An 18,627-nucleotide genomic window follows, 5' to 3' on the forward strand; every position below is an offset into this window, starting at 1 on the left:
CAGGGAACATCAGCATAGCGGGCATCGTGGACGATTTGATCGACGAACTTGATGAGACGGTGGTGGTGACGCTATCGTCGCCTACCAATGCCACATTGGGTACGAACACGGTGCATACCTATACGATCTTGGATAATGACAATGCTCCAACTGTCGCCTTCAATGGGACTACGTCCAGTGGCCTTGAATCCGTTTCCAGCTCGGCCCTTGCGGTGTCGCTTTCGGCTGCGAGCGGTTCTAATGTTTCGGTGAATTATGCCGTAACCGGCACGGCTACCGGAGGAGGGACGGACTATACTCTTGCCAATGGCGTTTTGAACATTCCGGCCGGATCTTTGACCGGGAATATTACAATAGCCAGTATTGTCGATGATCTTATAAACGAGCCAAACGAGACTGTCATAATTACCTTATCTGATCCTAATAACGCGACTCTAGGGGGTAATACGGTTCATACTTACACTATTTTAGATAATGACGTTCCGGTTGTTAGCATCACCGCCACAACTCCCAATGCCTCCGAGAGTCCTCTAAGTACTGGTTCTTTTACCGTAGGTCTAACTACTACAAACTTAACAGGCGAAGATATAGATATAAACTATACTGTGGGTGGTTCTGCAACCCCGGATTCGGATTATGTAGCACTTTCAGGTACCGTGTCAATCCCAAACGGCCAGGAAAGTAGCGCCATAACAGTAACGCCCATTGACGATAATGAAGTGGAAGCAGCAAGTGAAACTGTGATTGTAGCTTTAGCAACTGGCCCAGGGTACACCGTAGGTTCTCCCAACAGCGCTACGGTTAATATTGCTAGTGAGGATGCTGCCGGAGTTTCCATTAATGATGTTACGGTTAATGAAAATGATGGAAGTGCTAGCTTTACCGTGACCTTAAATGGCGCACTTCTTTTGATAACCACAGTCACATATTCTACAGCAAACAGTTCTGCCTTAGCGGGATCGGATTATGTAGAGAAATCTGGTAGCGTTACATTTGCCCCATTGATTGCTAGTCAAACCCGAACCATTACTATTGATATTATAGACGATGCCATTTCAGAGGGCACGGAATCCTTTTTTGTGAATCTAACCAATGCTACCGGCTTTGCACAAATCGCAAAGGCACAGGGGGTAGGTACTATCGCAGACAATGATAATTGTATAGAGGCACCCTTAATAAATAGTACTCCAACTATCTTTTGTGATGCCTTTACTCAAGATTTGGATGCTTATACGGACACCACCATACCTTCTGGCTTTGAATTGATATGGAGCAGTAACAGTGATTTTTCGGTTACTGGGGCTAGGTTAACTACTAGCGTGATAGATTTTGAGGCTACCTTTTATGGTTTCTTGTATAACGAAGGTACCGGCTGCGTTAGTCCACCTTTGGAAGTTACCTTGGTGCGCAACGAACCACCAGGAATTCTAAGTACCACACCTACTACCATTTGCGGACCGGGTACGGCCACTATAAGCGCAACAGTAACTGCGGGAGGTAGCTTGTTTTGGTACGATTCAGAATCTAGTGTGGATTCACTTGGAGAGGGAAGTAACTTTTTGCCCAATGTTAATGTTACTACTACTTATTATGTAGAGGCCTTTGCCAATGGCTGTTTCTCGGAACGGGAAGCGGTTATAGTTACCGTTGCGGATTCAGTTGAGACTGGTACAACAACAAATACTTCGGCTTGCAGTATTACTGGAGGCGAACCCACAATAATAGATTTGGATGATACACGTTCTGATGGGGACACCGGTGTTTGGAGTGTGGTAGGGACTCCCCCGGGAAGCATTTCCATTGATGGGGATAATAAGGTAGACTTTATAGGAGCGCCCGATGGGGATTACGTTTTTAGGTTTACTACCAATACCGCCGTTTCTCCTTGTGTAGATGAAAGTGTTGACGTTACTATTGGTGTAAGCAATTGTACCGTGGATAGTGATAATGACGGTATTATAGATAGAGATGAAATTACCTTGGGTTTAGATCCCCAAAATCAAGATACAGACGGGGACGGCATAAATGATGGGGAGGAAGTGGGGCCGGATATTAATAACCCTATCGACACGGATGATGACGGAATAATAGATGCGCTTGAGTCCAATATTTTGGATTCGGACAACGATGGTGTGGTGAATCAACTAGACCCCGCAAACGACAACCCTTGTATTCCCAATATTTCTGCAGCCTGCCAGATAGACCTTGCTCTAGAGAAAACAGTGGATAAGGAAAGCATATTGGTGGGGAGGGAAGTTATATATACCATAACGCTGACCAACTTAAGTCAGATTATGGCTACTGATGTTACCGTAAACGATCTTGTTATTCCAGCAATAGGGTTTCAATATGTAAGTCATGCTACTGCCAATGGTACTTATGATGAAACAACTGGAGTATGGCAATTGGATGAGGTTTTGGAGGAAGAGATTTATACCCTGATAATTACCATCAAATTTACTGAAGTAGGTACCTTTCAGAATACGGCCACCATAGTGGACTCTTTTCCAGAGGATTCCAATGCTGTCAATAATACCGGTTCTGCTACGGTAACGGTGACACCTCGTTCTACGGATGAATGCGGATTCCTGTTTAACCAGATATCACCAAACGCAGACGGATTTAACGACACGGTATATATTAACTGTATTGAGGATTATCCCAATAATAGCCTTCAAATTTTTGATCGTTATGGCAATGAAGTTTTTTCTGCCAATGGTTATGACAATACTTGGAAGGGAACGGTTAAGAATGGGGATTTGCCCAAGGGTACCTACTTTTATATACTGGATCTTGGCGATGGTACGGCAGTGCGAAAAGGTTGGATCCAAATCATAAGATAAAATAGACTATGAATTTTAGAATATACAGACTAGGGTATAGCGTTCATTTATTGATCTTCCTCATGTTGCTTTTTGTTGTCTCTAAAACAGTTGCGCAAAAGGAGCCTCAGTATACCCAGTATATGTACAATATAGGTAGTTTTAATCCGGCTTACGTAGGTACTGTGGAGACTCCGGATATTACAGGTCTATACCGCGCTCAATGGACTGGAATTCCAGGAGCGCCAAAAACCATGCGTTTCGGGGTAAACCTACCCTTTACAAATGAAAAAAATGGGTTGGGTTTCAATGTGGTCAGTGATCAGTTAGGACCAACTACGCAAACATACATAGATGTCGCTTATTCGTTCCAAGTGAAGCTTTCAGACGACACCAAATTGTCTTTTGGCGTAGATGCAGGTGGCTCCTTACTTGATGTGGATTATACCAAGGGCGATTTTGAAAATCCAAATGAACCCTTGTTGAACAATGAGGATACCTTTAATAAATTTTACCCCACTATAGGAGCGGGGATGTTTATGTATCAGGAAAACTGGTACGTGGGATTGTCAGTTCCCAACTTTTTAACCTCCGGCCTATATGCGGATGAAGTGGCCAATATAATTGAAGACAAGGTACAGTTTAATTTAATAGGAGGCTATGTTTTTGACCTTTCCGAAGGCCTTAAGTTTAAACCGGCTTTCTTGATGAACTATTTAAATGGTTCCCCTCTAAATTTAAATATGTCCACCAATTTTTTAATTAGCGATGTAGTAACTTTAGGGGCTTCCTATAGATGGGATAATGCAATTAGTGGTTTGGCCGGATTACAGATTTCCAATAGCCTGTTCCTAGGATATTCTTACGACTATAATACCAATGGACTTGGGGAGTATAGTCAGGGTTCCCATGAAATGATATTAAAGTTTTATTTGGGTAAAGCAACCGGGAAAAGTAAGACCACCAAAAATCGAGATCAAAAAGGCCAGCCTAAACAGATAGACAGTCCAAGGTTTTTCTAAAACAGTTATGAACATGAGGTTTAATTTAGTAATTGTGTTTTTTATCATTTTATCGTCTTTTGGTTTTGCTCAGCAAAAAAAAACCAAAGGGGATATATTGTTTTTTGAGTATTCCTACGGCCAGGCAATTAAAGAATACCAGAAACAAATGAGGGATGGCGTCCTTTCCAATAAGCAGTATTTAAATCTGGCAGATTCATATCTTTATATTGGGGATTATAAGAAGGCCTCTGAAATTTATGTAAATATTTATCAGAAAGACACCACTATGTCTAGCCATCATTTTAACAAAATGTTACAGTCGTTATCCAAAACTTCTGAAATTGAAAAGGTTAGGGCGTATTTGGCTACAAAAAAGGATGCCTTGTCAGCTGAATTATTGGAAAACGCGGATTTTAATTATGAGTTAATTGCATCCAACACCAATCAGGAATTGGATTTCAAGATATTTAATATCAGTGGGAATAGCCCCCAAGCGGACTTTTCCCCCACTTTTTATAAGGATAAGTTATTGTTTTCAAGCAGCAGGCCAGATGGTACCAAGAAAATTTACGGACCTTCTGGTGAATCTTACCTAAATATTTATGAGTCCAAGCTGGATCCTAAAGGTGACGCAAAAACACCGCAAGTTTTTAAAGATATATCAGAAAGTAATTTTCATCGCGCTACCCCATATTATTCGGAGAAACTCGGTTACGTATTTTATGTCCTGTCCAATTCTGATGGAGAGAATTTACAGTTTAGTGAGAATGGTAAAAATGCCTTGGCTATAGGGATGAGCAATGGTCAGGGGTCTTTTAGTTTTATATTGAGAGATCCGGATACCTCGTTCTATTATCCCTTTTATGAAGCAGCTACTGGAAGATTGTTTTTTGCCGCTAATTTTCACGATAGTTTTGGGGGTACCGATATCTATTTCGTGTATACCAACAATGGATTAATAATGTCGGCACCAATAAATTTGGGACCCAGAATTAATACTCCTGGTAATGAGATAGCTCCTTATATATTTGAAAATAGCCTGTATTTTTCTTCCGATATTTTTTATGGCCTAGGAGGAATGGATATTTATAGATCGAACATGGATGCCGATAACAGTTTTAGTATTCCTGTAAACTTAGGGGAGGGGATTAATTCGCCTAAAGATGACTTTGGTTTCATTATAAAAAATAATGATTCCAATGGCTTGTTGGGCTATTTTTCGTCCAATAGGGAAGGCGGTAGAGGTAACGATGATCTATACGGTTTTAATGTTTCTGAAAAACCTGGCCTAAAAACCTTGGCCCTAAAAGGAAAAGTGGTTGATCTTACTTCAAATAATGGCGTGTCCAAAGCTCAAGTAAGGCTCTTTGACCAAGAAGGAAAAGTTGTTAAGGAGGTGTTTACGAATGAGAATGGTGATTATAATATTGAGATTCCATTCCAAAATACCATTACTATTGAGGCATCCAAGGAAAAATACTCCACGTTTTCTATGACCTATAATAACAATAAACTCGAGGAAATCCAGGAAAAGGCTTTTAATATGGGGATTAAATTTCTTGAAGATTTGATTGAAGATCAAGAGGGCCAGAAGGTTGTAAAATTGAAAAATTTCTATTTTGATAGGGGTCAAAGTAATATTACGCCCGAAATAGCACAAGAACTGGACAAGGTGGTTGATGTTATGAACAGATTTCCTCAGTTACAACTTAGAATAGAATCACATACTGATAGTAGGGGAGGGGCAAGCTCTAATTTTACGCTTTCGCAAAATAGATCGGATGCCATTAAAAAATACCTCTTGCAGCAAGGGGTGTCAGCGTCCAGTATACTATATTCCATTGGTTATGGTGAGGAAAAACTTTTGAACGGATGTAAGGATGGTGTTTTTTGTTTGGATATGCTACATAATAAAAATGAACGTTCTTTGATAGTAGTGCTTAATTATAATCTTTTGTTCTAAAGAATTATAACCTCAAACTCACCTTCCCAGACTATAATTTATTGGTAAGAAGATGGCAGCCATTGGCCATTTACCTATATAAAATGCATGTACTGCAATCTTTTGTCTCACCGTAATAGGTTCCCCGATATTTGTGGAGTGTACTAACGGGTATACCAAAAATTACCCTTTTTATGTAGGTCACCCGAGTGTATAGAATACCCATTTTTGAATTATAACGTTTTTCATTTCTAGTATTCCTTTTAATTCGAATCAATTTCATAAATCTATCTTTATCATTTGTTCCTTGGAAGGATAGCAATAATATAATCCAATTCCAAATTATGGGTGTTAAGTCTTTAACTACGGAGAGTTAACGAGTCTGAGGGTAAGTGGTCAATTCTGTGTATGGGTAACTATTATGAAATTATATTTTTTAGAACAATACCATCCAGCAATAGTAAATGGAAAAAAGTGTAAGGAATAGTATCCCAACGTATGTCAATAATTGCAAGTTTCTGCTTGGTCTATTTATTTCTGGTATTTCATGGCTCATTACATTTTTTAGATTCATATACCCTATGATCGGGGCTACTACAAAAGAAACAAAAGTGGCCAATGCCACAAGCAGACCCATGTTGGCTGAAAAGGTATGTATGACCGTATAATTGATAATTGCAAGGAGTACTATTGCAATGGGGAAACCTCTTCTTTTTATATTCCCTTTTTTTGGAAAAAGCAAAGTTAATGTGTCAACACTTACACGCGCAATTGCATCGTGGGCAGTAATACAAGTACTGAACATGGTGGCGAATGCAGCAATAGCTATAAAAACATATGCCCAGGCTCCAATATTGGCGGTAAATAGTTGGACCAATTGATCTGCAAAAATTACCGCACTGTTGCTCAGTTCCGTATTGGTGCCGTAGAGGGTAAGCCAGCCAATGGTCATAAAGAAAATGGCAAGGATCGCTGTTGCGAAATAGCCAAATTTAAACTCTTGCAAAGCCTCCTTTAAAGAAGGTTTACGATTGGAGTTTTTAAATTTTTCAATACTCCAAAGACTTATCCAACTGGAGGCTTCCACGGTGGTTGGCATCCACCCCATTAATCCAATCAAAAAAAGGATTCCTACTTCATTAAAAATATTAGGTGCTTTGAAGTTTTCTATTTCCGTAACCTGCCCATTGGCGATTACCAAAATCGTAGTTGCTAAAAGGGCTAAGAATAAAAGGGATACAACATATTTTAATGAGGTTTCCAGAAATTTATAACGGCCAACTATAAGTAGGGCACATATTAACATAAAAAGGCCGCCCGCAACAACATTTACCGGTGTTTTGGTTAGTTGAAAGAGGTTGATGAGCAATCCAGAGGTAACTACATATAATGCCGCTAGAATGGTAAAGGTGCTGAATAAGGTAATAATCGCATAAAAGATTAAATACCCCTTGCCACGATTAAGATAACCTTCAATGAGGGTTTTATTGGTGATATTGGTATATCTTATTCCGAATTCAAAAAAGGGATATTTGAGTACATTGGCCAATATAATGGGAATTACCATGATCCACCCGTATTGGGCACCTGCTTTGGTGGATAGCACTAAATGGGAAGTTCCTATGGCCGTACTGGCAAAAAGCAGGCCGGGACCAAGGTTCTTGATCAGATTCCTAATAGAGGTCATTATGGACATTTCAGGGGCAAATATAGTTAAGATTACTTGATTTCAATTTTGTCCCCAAAGAATTTTGGTTGGGTATTGAGTGCTAAATCAATAAACACTTTTACGCGGGCAAAATATTCCCTTATTTGAACTTTTAGGCCCTGATTTAAAGAGATGCCATCTGCATTAAACCCTATAGCGTGCAGACCTTTTTTTTTGGCTAGGTAAATGGCTCTTTCGTTGTGAAATTTTTGGGATATTATGGTTACATGATCTAATCCGAATATCGCTTTGGCCCTTACCATGGAATCCAAAGTGCGGAAACCCGCGTAATCCAAAAATATCTTTTCCTGTGGAATGCCTCCCTTAATAAGGTCTTTTTTAAATACCGCAGGCTCATTGTAATATTGGGAGCTATTATCCCCACTGACCAGTACAAAGTCAATTTTCCCGGCTTTGTACAATTCTAGGGTAGCTTTAATTCTATTAGTGTAATATGGGTTGGAGCCACCTCCCACCAACTTGTTGGAGGTGCCCAAAACAAGGCCTACCTTATTTTTGGGAATTTCCTTTACGTTCCAAAAGGTCTTTTTTTCAGTAGCTTTTTCAATTATATAATTGCAGGTGGTTAAAGCTAAATAAATACCTAATATACTCAGTAGGAAAACAAGGCCAATTTTCTTTATCATACTTCATTGGAATGAGAAATAGTAGTAGTAAATGCAGTCATATTTGTTCGTAAATATATATTGCCTTTTTCGCTTTACTCCATTTGTTTCAAGGTAGGAATAGTATTCTAAAATGCCCAAAAAATAACCTCCAACCTCATAAGGTCGGAAGTATAAATATAAGTTTAAAACTTAATTATTTTAGCAGGAATCAGCACCTATATTGCCTTGGGTGATGATAAATTCCAAGTAATCTTCATTTTGATAGATCTTAATCTTAATATGTCCATCATATTGCAGTAGTTATTAGTAGGTAATCGGTGCGCCATCGTCAAAAATAGTGACAACTCTATTACTGGATTTGCAATCACAATCTATATGAGCCAAGGTAATGGCGCCTATTCACCAGTTGCTGAGTTGTTAAAATGAGGGATGGATGTCTGTTTTGGAATCATCTCTGATTTAACTGGAACTATCCAAGGAGATTTGTAACCGGAAAAATTTTGAACTGAATAGATTTAGAGAATTTAAAAAATAAGACAGTGTTTAATATTAACTTTTATCGGTCTAAAAAATCGATGATTTGAAAATACTTACCTAGGATGCATTTCATTTAAAAGTAACCCCATAATAAGCTAGACTTAAGCTGAATAAACTAAAATATGTGTAGTCTAATTCTTGTATTAAAGAATCTTGTTATGTGGGATTCTGCTAATTAAAGGCCATTACAAACCAAGATTTCGACTTGAAAAAGTGGGACCATTGGTATTGATAGGGCAAGTAATAGGGGGAAATAAAAATCAGTCCTATGGCACTAGGATTTTTTTGACTTCTTATCTCTTTTTGCTGCTTTTTTTTCTTTAGCAGATAATACGGGTTCTTTTTTTACATTCTTCTTTGCGTCTTGACTCTTTGCCATAGCGTTTGTTTTTATCAAAGATACTGAAAATTCGTGCAGATTTTAACTTGTATTCAATAATTGGCCAAAATCCGGAACTAAATAAGTTTTGCTTATTTAAAATCCAGTGTTCAATTCCATTTCGCGTCTATATAAAGTGGTTGATAGTAAAAGGCTATTGTTGTATTGCCACTCGTTTTTCAGCTAGAAGTTTCGCGATTACCTTTTCCAATTTCTTTGGTTTATCGGCATATTTCTCCAAATCAATTATTTCCACTTTCCTGAAATCTACGGGGTGACTTTCGCTTTGTAGTGAAATACTTCCGCTCTTTAATAGTTGTCCCTCTACAGCTCCGTTAATAGGGTCTAACTGTGGTTTTGTATAGCGCATAACCTCTTCGCCGTTTACGTAATGAACAATTAGGGAATCCTTTAAGACAAGAACTTCTACTCTAGTCCACTTGTCCCCATGATAAGTTTTGGATGTGGAATTGGTACAGTGCTGTTTTATTGTTTTGCCATCTTTTTCATATTGGGTTCCAGGAGTGCAGAGATTGGCGGTAGAACGCTCATCCTTCCCATTTCCTCCCAACAACTGTACCTCAATTGAATTTGGAAAATCCTGGTCGATTGTCATAGTGGCCGGATCCTGACCGTGAATCATAATTCCGCTATTTCTGTAGGCCCAACCTGGTCCTTCGTTAACTTGATCTCCCACAAATCGGTATTCAACCCCGATTAAATAGGATGAAAATGGCTTTTTGTAAAAAAGGTGTCCAAATTGTTCGTCAAATTCGGTGTATTGGTCATACCTAACCTGAACAATTCCATTATTGACCTGAAAAGTATTGTTGAAGTTGTCGTTTAATTTGTGGTGCCTAATTTTTATTTCCCAGTCATTTAGATCCTTGCCATTGAACAATTGTTTCCACTTTACGTTTTTTTGGGCCTCGCATACATTGGAAAGTAGGCTTAGACCAATTATTAGAAAAGTGGTTAGGAGTATATTGTTAGATCTTGTTTTCATTAAAAAATTTTTGTTTGAAGGTCCTAAAGTAGTATTTTAATTTATAAGAGTTGCCAGGTTAACCGGGTCATTTTTCATTTTATTGGCCGGAGGTTTGGGTTTAAAACCCTACAAATAATTACAGTATTTTGGTACTGCGAAAAATATATACTTTAGGGGTATGGGGCATACATTACGGAAGGGATCGCATACCGTCAGCAGATTAACTTGTCATTTAGTTTGGGGTACCAAGTATAGTCACAAGGTTTTAAGTGAGATGAACAGAAACGTTGTCGTGAGCTCCGACCATGTCCATATGCATTCTGAGTACGCCCTTAGGGTGCATTTAAGTTCGAGGGTCGAACAATTCAAAGGGAGGACTTCGAGAAAGCTCCAACGGGAGTTTCTCCAGTTAAATAAGCGCTATTGGGGTCAATATCTTTAGGCGAGTGGCTATGGAGTCTGGAGTACGGTTAATGTAAACAATAAGATGGTCAGGGGCTATTTGGAGTATCATCGACGGGACGGTTCGGATAATTCCAAATTCATATTGGAATAGTCCCAGAAACTTTCTGTGGCTAGTGAAAAAGCCGCTGCACTTTCAGTGTAGATTGGTTTGGTTTTTTTTTTTTTTTTTTTTTTAGCCTGAAGATGTTTAATTATTGAAATAATGAATTATTAGGGGAACAAATTTATCTATTGCTCATAGTAAATGGAATGCGGGTAGTTGCATACGCAAATCATGGGATACATAAAAATGTAATGAAACAAAGTATTTTTTTGAAAAATATTATAAACCGTAATAATCTCAAAAAAATGTGAATAACAGAATTAGGCCTTTATTCACAATGAGGTAATTTTATTCTGAAGCGAAAGTAGTATTTGTCTCAAAACTTGTTGGATTACAAATGTATTATATGGGCAATAATACCGCATGCCAATAATGGTCCAACAATGCGGTAGTGCACCAATAGTGTTAATTTTTCTTTTTACTTCCTGGGTTGTGCATCCAAAATCAGTAACTGTGCCAATCAATTTATTTAAAAATTGTTGGGGTCGGAAACCAAGCGGGTTTCCGACCCCAACAATTAAACAATTAATAGTTTCTTGTAGAAGGTATATTTTAACAACAGACCTTCACAAAATCACTAATTAGAAAATGATGGATTTTGTACAAGCTTGTCATTTTTCAACATTTCCACTTCAGGAATTTGATGAAGGATACGATTGGAAGTATATGGAATAGAACTTGGACCTGACCATCCCTGCCATGACATATAACTTCTGTCCATTGTTTTCTTATTCCTAAATACGTCATGCGTACGATGCATCTCATGCGCAAACTCTAAGCGTGCTTCATCCAACACTATATCCAAAACGGTTTCATAACCCTGAAGATTGTCCAATCGAAACAATTGATCACCTGTCAATCCGGCTCTTTCCCTTATTACATTTACCATTTGCAATGCTTCCTCGTCCTGACCATTTTTTGCATAAGCTTCGGCCTTTATTAAGTACATTTCTGCCAATCTAAAATAGATGGGGGAATGCAACATTGGAACGTCATTTTGGTAAGTTAGTTTTTGTGTCCAATATTTCGGCACACCTAAACTTTCAGTTACCTTATACCCATAGTAGGTGTTTTCGGGATCAGGAATTTTATTACCCTCTTCATCAAGATCAAACTGCGGGTCAATAAAGTTAATTCTTAAATCCTCCGGGTTTTTGAACAATAGATCCATATAGGTAGAAGAAACCATAATTTCACCGTAACCTCCATCACCGTGCATCATTCCACCCATCATATATCTTCCTACATTTTCAGATTCTAGTCTCTTGACCGCAAATATGGTTTCCGAGTTTCCTTCGGGTGCAAGGCGATTGTATCTAGGAAAAGCCTCAGAACCGAGCAATTGATATCGGCTAGAAGTAATTACATCATCTGCATAGTCAATTGCCAAACCGTTTTTTTCCATAAAAAGATACAATCTGGCTAGAGCTGCCATAGCTGCTTCTTGAGAAGCATACACATTACCCTTGTTTTCATTCATTAGCTCTACTGCTTCAAGTAGATCTTTTTCTATAAACTCATAGGTATCTTTTACAGATGCTCTTGAAAGGCCTTCATTATCCGTAGAAGTATCGCTTAAAGGAACTCCTAAATTGGTTTCCGGACTGTCGTGGGAATAAGGTCTTCCATATACGCGTGCCAAATCAAAATATAGCATAGCTCTGAGGAAAAGATTCTCCCCTTTTAGCTGATCTCTTTTTTCAATTTGTTCCGTAGATAAATCCGCTAGGGCATCAAGGCCTTCGTTTACCACGTTTATGGAATAGATGGCACGGTATGAATACTGCCAAAAATCTTGAGACCTTTCCGAGGCCGAGATTGGTTGATAGGTTAAAGAGTACGAGAAGTGGTTGCCACTCCATTTATTCATAATAAGGTCATCACTCATATATTCGGTAACATCATACCGGGTTCGGTCATAGCCATATTTACCTTCCGCTAAACTCAAAAAAGCATAGTTGCCAATAACGGCATTTTCAAGCAGCTCTAATGAACCGGTAACTTGTTCTGTGGTTATTTGATTAATGGGTTGAAAATCTACAGCGTCTTCGGTACATCCACCCAAAAATAACGGCAATGCGCTGATTATAAGTATTTTTATATATTTCATGAGAATAATTTTTATTTATTAGATCAGAAATTAAAATTCAGGTTAAGTAAAACTCTCCTGGTAGGTCGAAATCTAGATGCATCGGTTCGAGGATCCTCAAAACTAACGTCCGAATCTCCAAAAGAATATTTGGTGAAAATTGCCAAATTCTCTACCGAGGCATTTATACTAAGATTCTTAAATACACCCAAGACATCATTTGGGAAAGTATAGCCTAAGCTTACTTTCTGAATTTTCAGATAACTTGCATCCTCTAAATAAAAAGAGGAAGTACCACTGAAATTATATGGATCCCCATAAATTAATTGTGGAAGGTCTGCATTCATCGTTCCCGCAGTTTCCCACTGAGTAAGATCTTGCCATTTGGTATTTTCAAATCGGTTTGATGTGAAATCACTCACTGACCAATTAACATAGTTATACACCTTTTGTCCAAGTGCAAAATTTGTAAGTACATTTAAGTGGAAATCCTTATACTTAAAGTAATTGGCAAAACCACCTGTAATATTGGGATATGCAGAGGACATTGGCATATAGCTGGCCTCTGATTGATAATTGGTAGTTGTAACCAATGCCGGACTATCGGTTTCGTTTCCGTTTATTTTATTTCCATCGGCATCTTCCCATCTTGTATAAACCGGTCTCCCTGTTTGGGCATCTACGCCTTGATATTCTGGAAGATAAAAACTTCTTAATGAATGCCCTTCCCTAATAATCATTCCGTTATCAATTATATCTTCTCCACCGTCCAGTTCCAACACCTCATTTTTATTGATATTGAAATTTAGATTGGACGTCCAAGAGAATTCACCTTCTATATTCTTTGTCGTTAGTGACAGATCAATTCCTTGGTTACGTATAGAGCCGATATTACGGACCTGACTTGTAAAGCCAGTAGTAGCCTCTAGGGGAACGGACTGTAATAAGTCGTCATTTATACGGTGATATAGGTTAACCTCTAATGAAGCCCGGTCAAATACACTAATATCAAGGCCTAAATTAAATTTGCGTGCAACCTCCCAAGTTAAATCTGGATTGGGCAAACGTGAAGGCCACGCTCCTGCGTCACCACCGTAGCTTGATTTTGTTGTAAATGAATAGGTACCCATAGACAAATACGAATCAATATTTGCATTTCCGGTTGTACCATAACTTAATCTAAGTTTTAAAAGATCGAGCCAAGAACTTGAATCTTCCAAGAAATTTTCCCTACTAATCATCCAGCTACTACCAATGGAATAAAAACTACCCCAACGTTCATTTTCTCCAAATCGAGAAGAGGCATCACGTCGTAAAGACCCTACTAAATAGTATTTATTCTTGTAGTCATAATCCACCTGTGTGAAATACGATAGAAAACCGGACTCGTACATATCACCGCTCACAGCATTTGGGCTACCTGCCGAACTTAGTGCTGTCATATCCCCTACTATACCGGTTCCTATGGCATTTACAAAACGGGTTTGGTCGTAATTATATTCTTGCCCCAAAATACCGCTCAGGTTGTGATCACCAAAGCTTTTATTGAGATGCAAAGTGTTTGAAGTTATAAATCCAAGGTCATAACTATAATTCCAGTCAATAAATCCATCTCGGGCGTAACCTGCCCAAGTCAAGTTCGAAATTGATTGTGAATGATCGGCACCGTTCAAGGCCACCCTGTTAGAAGTGTTGAATCTTGCCCAATCGGTAATATCCCAATCCAGTTCCGTCATTATGGTAGTTCCCCAAGACTTTTTGCTATTGGCAGATTCTTCCCTTTCCAACATGTAATTTACTCTTGCATAATAAAACCATAAGGGTGTTGCTGTTAGATCCATAACCGGAGTTGGGGTAATACCATCTGGCAAATAGGCTGCATCAAGTGGCACATTTTGATATGCCTGAGTATAGGGACTGGGCCAATTAAATTCTGACTTCTCCCCATAATTGGCGGTCATCCTAATATTAGTCCTTAGTTTATCAGAAATTTTATGACTCAGGTTTCCCCTAAAGTTATATTGGTTGTTGTACATATCAAGGGCTGTACCTTTTTCTTCGTTTAAGGAACCACTAATGTAAAAGGTAGTCCTATCCGATCCCCCTGACATAGAAATCTGAGTTTGATTTAAAAATCCTGTTCGTAAGAGTAAATCGTTCCAGTTAGAGGTATTATCCAAAACACTGGAAGGAATTACATTATCTCTATATTCGGCAAAACTTTTGTCTACAAAATCAGGATCGCCGTCTGCTACCCTAATGTCATATAGGTTTTCCATTGCTGTAGACCACTGCCCATATAAACCTTGGGCATCATATACCTTCACTCTGTCGTCCCAGTTAAAAGATGGACCAAATGTACTATTTACTGAGACCTTAAACTCACCGGCTTTTCCTTCTTTTGTGGTAACTACAATTACTCCGTTGGCTGCCCTTGAACCATAAAGTCCGGTGGCTGCAGCATCTCTTAGGACAGTAATCGATTTGATGTCTTTCGGATCATATTGTCCACCAATTATTCCGTCAACTACAATCAACGGGGAGCTTCCTGCTTCCAATGACCCCATACCTTGTATGACCATGGATGCACTTCGACCAGGTTCACCACTACTACCGGATACTTGCATTCCAGGAATCCTTCCCTGAAATATATCCCCTAAACTCGTAGAGCTTACAGATTGATTGATTTCCTCTTCTGAAACAATGGACACCGAAGAGGATAGCTCAGATTTCTTCTTTGTGGCGTATCCCACAACTACCATTTCATCCAGACTTTCAGCGCTTTCCTTCAAGCTTATGGAAAGGTTGGTTTGCCCATTTAAAGGTACTTCCTGGGTAGAATATCCCAAATACGAAACTATAAGGATGCTATTGCTATCAGCAACATTCAATAAAAAATTACCGTCAAAATCTGTAGTGACCCCATTAGAAGTGCCCTTTTCAACGATACTGGTTCCTGGTAATGGATCGCCCATTTCATCGGTTACTGTACCGGTTATAGTAAGTTGTTGTTCAATTTCGCTCAAAAGATGACCAACCGTAACATTATGTAACGTCAAGGTAATTTTTGTATGCGGCGTATAGTTGGCATTAGCTTGTAAACTAAAAAAAGTAATTAATATATAAAGTGTACTTAATTTCAATTTTAAACTATAGGAAGCCAAGGGGCACCCCTTGGCTGTAAGAAGTTTTTTCATACTTTTGTAATGTTAATTCGTGGTTATTTTTATTTTAATCACTACTTTCTAATCGGGAAATGTTCTAGCATTTTCGGATTTTTTTTGCCAGTCACGACAAATTATAAGTAGCGATCACTTTCCAATTATTCTTTTTGTTTTTAATTTCTATTTCATTAGCATCTGTTTTATTGGTTCACAATTGGTTTAGTGTTCTATTTTGATTTGGCGATCATCATTAATTTTAAAATTAACCCCATAGTTTAGCCTAAGTCCTTCAAGTGCCTTTTCAATTGGTTCGTCCTTATAGTTAGCGTTGAACTTTTTGGTCCATATAACGGTATTATTGTTGACGATTTATACATTATGGTGCCTTTTGAACTTTTTGATTAAAATTCCCTATAAATGCAGGTTGAAGTAAGAGTTCATTTCAGTTATCACTATTTATAAAATCACTTGTAAGACTCACGGAGCCTTCAGCGAGAACGACCTCGGTGGCGCCATCTTCAGGATAAGCGGAAACATTAAATTGTGTATCCAATACCCGAGCACTTAATTCACCAGCATTTGCAATAAATGGATGAATTGAACCTTTTGAAACATTCATGTAAACTTCACTTGAAACAAAAGCACTTCCATACTGTTTCCTAAGTTTGGATTGCTCTCTACTTTCTACATTGGTGCGGCAATCAGGTTTTTCAATAGATTTTATCGCCATTCTAGGTTCATCGTTTTGGCAACTAATAAAGTCCCTTTTTGTGGTTTACAACTAAAAACTATTCTTAGTAGCTTGGTTTGATTCGTTTCAAATATAAAACAATATTATGAAACAAATAATATTTCATTTCATTTCATAAATTAATTTTTAGCCAATAAATAGTTAAATTAATGTATACTTGTTATTATAGTCCATTTTATTACATATAACGTAGAATATTAGGGTAAATAATCCATTTTTTTTAACTTAAATGGCTGTTTGTCACTGAATATTTTTATTTCGAATAAGCTATTTTGTGAAAATTCTGCCTAAATAGAATCATTAATTATAATTTAACAAGTATTCGAAAGTAAATGGTGTTATTAATATTGTTTATTATTTTTGTTTTTGTGTAATTCATAGTATTTTAGCGAAGCAATCCTTGTTTTATTAACTGTCCAGTGGCAGTGTCATCAAGTTATCGTAGATGTTTGCAAGAACACTAAACATACAATCATGAAAATATTTAATATGGATAAACATATCGCGCTGGCCGTTTTTACTTTCTTCAGTTTCTCTACACTTTTATATTCCCAAATAGGAGATCTTAAATTACTTGATTGGGAGCCAAAGAGTCAGATGGTCGTCAAAGAGACTAAAATTCTAACACCTAAGTATCCTGTAATTGACATCCATAATCATTTGGGTCGTGGGGATGCGGATAAATACCTGGAAGAGATGGGCAAGGCTAGAGTGTGGAAAGTGGTAAGCCTTGATGGTTATTCCAAGGACAATGTCTATAAAGAGCATTTGAAAGCCATGCAAAAGGTTTCTAAAGATAGGATTTTAGTGTTTTTTAGTCCGGATTACGATGGAATAGACGAAAAAGGATATGGTGTCAAAGAGGCAAAAAAACTTGAAGAAGCAGTAAGATTAGGGGTTCGCGGATTGAAGATTTTCAAATCCTTAGGATTAATAGCTAAAGACAAATACGGCAAGATTATTCCGGTAGACGATCCTCGCTTAGATCCTATTTGGGCCAAATGTGGAGAGTTGGGTATTCCCGTGGTCATACATGTTTCCGATCCTGTAGCATTTCATACTCCTACCGATAAATACAACGAGCGTTACGATGAATTGGGAGCTCATCCTAATTGGTCATGGTATGGTAGTACCTATTCCAAAGAAGAACTTCTGAGCCAATTATACAGAGTTATAGCGAAGCATACCAACACTACTTTTATTTCAACCCATATGGGGAATTTGGCTGGAGATTTGGGTCGCGTGGCCGGATGGCTGGAACAATATCCCAATATGTATGTTGACATTGATGCGAGAATAAGTGAACTGGGCCGCCAGCCCTATACAGCCCGGAAGTTTATGATTAAATATCAGGACAGGGTTCTATTCGGAACCGATACCGCACCAGATGCTGAATCCTACCAGGTCTATTATAGATTTTTGGAGACCGATGATGAATATTTTGACTCTCGCAAAAGCCATCATTTTCAAGGCAGATGGATGATTTACGGGATTAATCTGCCAGATGAAGTTTTGGAGAAAATATATAACAAAAATGCCCTTAAAATATTAGGTATGTTCAAAGGGGTGTCTGATTAAGGCTCAATTATGAGCGTACTAAATATATTCAATATTTTAATAAGCTTGCCCTAGTGGCTTGTTTTTGAGGAGCAGTTACAATAAGTTAAATTCGTTTATCCATTTTTGATACTCATCTATGATCGCACATTGGGTTGGTCTGTAGGATGTTGGCAGGAAATTACTCTCCGCTATTTATGGGGTGCAGTAATTTATTAATAATTACAACTACCTTTTTGTTAGGTAGATGGTACTAGTGTATTGGCTGTAAACGGAATATTGCTAATTCAAGTATATTTCTTGCGAAAATCAGGTACCGTTTGGGGATGCTATGCTTAGAAAGCTTCCCGATTTGAAAACGCATTCAGAATCTTGAAATTATCTAAAAAATATAAAGAGTATGAACAATAATAATTACAACCGCAGAAAATTTCTGTCTCAGACTACTACTGCAATGGGTGGTTTGGCCATAGCCGGTATGGGTCTGCC

Annotated in this window: 10 protein-coding genes and 1 pseudogene; 5 read left to right on the forward strand and 6 right to left on the reverse strand. The window is 38.2% G+C overall.

Annotation, left to right across the window (positions count from 1 at the left end; genetic code table 11):
• From MWU78_RS21240 to MWU78_RS21250, 3 genes are all read left to right on the forward strand, one after another.
• A partial coding sequence (locus MWU78_RS21240; protein WP_247001632.1) for a Calx-beta domain-containing protein occupies window positions 1–2,843 on the forward strand: 2,843 nt, incomplete at its 5' end.
• Between the two features lie 8 nt (window positions 2,844–2,851).
• Window positions 2,852–3,844, forward strand: a complete 993-nt coding sequence (locus MWU78_RS21245) for a type IX secretion system membrane protein PorP/SprF (RefSeq protein ID WP_247001634.1) — start codon at window positions 2,852–2,854, stop codon at window positions 3,842–3,844.
• A 13-nt stretch (window positions 3,845–3,857) separates the two neighbouring features.
• Window positions 3,858–5,789, forward strand: coding sequence for an OmpA family protein (locus MWU78_RS21250; RefSeq protein ID WP_247001636.1), 1,932 nt, complete (start codon window positions 3,858–3,860; stop codon window positions 5,787–5,789).
• A 415-nt stretch (window positions 5,790–6,204) separates the two neighbouring features.
• Here MWU78_RS21250 and MWU78_RS21260 read toward each other — a convergent pair whose 3' ends face one another.
• The 3 genes from MWU78_RS21260 to MWU78_RS21270 form a co-directional block, all read right to left on the reverse strand.
• Complete coding sequence (locus MWU78_RS21260) at window positions 6,205–7,455, reverse strand: divalent metal cation transporter (protein WP_247001640.1); 1,251 nt, start codon at window positions 7,453–7,455, stop codon at window positions 6,205–6,207.
• Window positions 7,456–7,487: 32 nt separating this feature from the next.
• Window positions 7,488–8,123, reverse strand: coding sequence for an ElyC/SanA/YdcF family protein (locus tag MWU78_RS21265; protein ID WP_247001642.1), 636 nt, complete (start codon window positions 8,121–8,123; stop codon window positions 7,488–7,490).
• Window positions 8,124–9,175: 1,052 nt separating this feature from the next.
• On the reverse strand, window positions 9,176–10,027 hold the full coding sequence (locus MWU78_RS21270; protein WP_247001644.1) for a DUF1080 domain-containing protein: 852 nt from the start codon (window positions 10,025–10,027) through the stop codon (window positions 9,176–9,178).
• 160 nt (window positions 10,028–10,187) lie between these two features.
• On the opposite strand from MWU78_RS21270, the pseudogene MWU78_RS21275 reads away from it, so the two are divergent.
• Window positions 10,188–10,565: pseudogene (locus tag MWU78_RS21275) on the forward strand (transposase).
• 589 nt (window positions 10,566–11,154) lie between these two features.
• On the opposite strand, the gene MWU78_RS21280 reads toward MWU78_RS21275, so the two are convergent.
• From MWU78_RS21280 to MWU78_RS21290, 3 genes are all read right to left on the reverse strand, one after another.
• Window positions 11,155–12,687 (reverse strand): RagB/SusD family nutrient uptake outer membrane protein, encoded by a 1,533-nt coding sequence (locus MWU78_RS21280; protein ID WP_247001646.1) that lies wholly within the window; start codon window positions 12,685–12,687, stop codon window positions 11,155–11,157.
• Window positions 12,688–12,710: 23 nt separating this feature from the next.
• Entirely contained in the window at window positions 12,711–15,863 is a 3,153-nt protein-coding gene (locus tag MWU78_RS21285) for a SusC/RagA family TonB-linked outer membrane protein (protein ID WP_247001648.1), read from the reverse strand.
• Window positions 15,864–16,272: 409 nt separating this feature from the next.
• Window positions 16,273–16,560, reverse strand: coding sequence for a FecR domain-containing protein (locus MWU78_RS21290; RefSeq protein WP_247001650.1), 288 nt, complete (start codon window positions 16,558–16,560; stop codon window positions 16,273–16,275).
• 495 nt (window positions 16,561–17,055) lie between these two features.
• On the opposite strand from MWU78_RS21290, the gene MWU78_RS21295 reads away from it, so the two are divergent.
• Window positions 17,056–18,159 (forward strand): amidohydrolase family protein, encoded by a 1,104-nt coding sequence (locus MWU78_RS21295; protein ID WP_247001653.1) that lies wholly within the window; start codon window positions 17,056–17,058, stop codon window positions 18,157–18,159.
• The last annotated feature ends 468 nt before the right edge of the window (window positions 18,160–18,627 follow it).

The organism is Arenibacter sp. F26102 (genome assembly GCF_023015865.1).
Classification (GTDB): domain Bacteria; phylum Bacteroidota; class Bacteroidia; order Flavobacteriales; family Flavobacteriaceae; genus Arenibacter.

Coding starts and splice junctions, on each gene's coding strand:
- MWU78_RS21245 (WP_247001634.1), top strand. CDS start 2,852: ATGAATTTTAGAATATACAGACTAGGGTATAGCGTTCATTTATTGATC.
- MWU78_RS21250 (WP_247001636.1), top strand. CDS start 3,858: ATGAGGTTTAATTTAGTAATTGTGTTTTTTATCATTTTATCGTCTTTT.
- MWU78_RS21260 (WP_247001640.1), bottom strand. CDS start 7,455: ATGACCTCTATTAGGAATCTGATCAAGAACCTTGGTCCCGGCCTGCTT.
- MWU78_RS21265 (WP_247001642.1), bottom strand. CDS start 8,123: ATGATAAAGAAAATTGGCCTTGTTTTCCTACTGAGTATATTAGGTATT.
- MWU78_RS21270 (WP_247001644.1), bottom strand. CDS start 10,027: ATGAAAACAAGATCTAACAATATACTCCTAACCACTTTTCTAATAATT.
- MWU78_RS21280 (WP_247001646.1), bottom strand. CDS start 12,687: ATGAAATATATAAAAATACTTATAATCAGCGCATTGCCGTTATTTTTG.
- MWU78_RS21285 (WP_247001648.1), bottom strand. CDS start 15,863: ATGAAAAAACTTCTTACAGCCAAGGGGTGCCCCTTGGCTTCCTATAGT.
- MWU78_RS21290 (WP_247001650.1), bottom strand. CDS start 16,560: ATGGCGATAAAATCTATTGAAAAACCTGATTGCCGCACCAATGTAGAA.
- MWU78_RS21295 (WP_247001653.1), top strand. CDS start 17,056: ATGAAAATATTTAATATGGATAAACATATCGCGCTGGCCGTTTTTACT.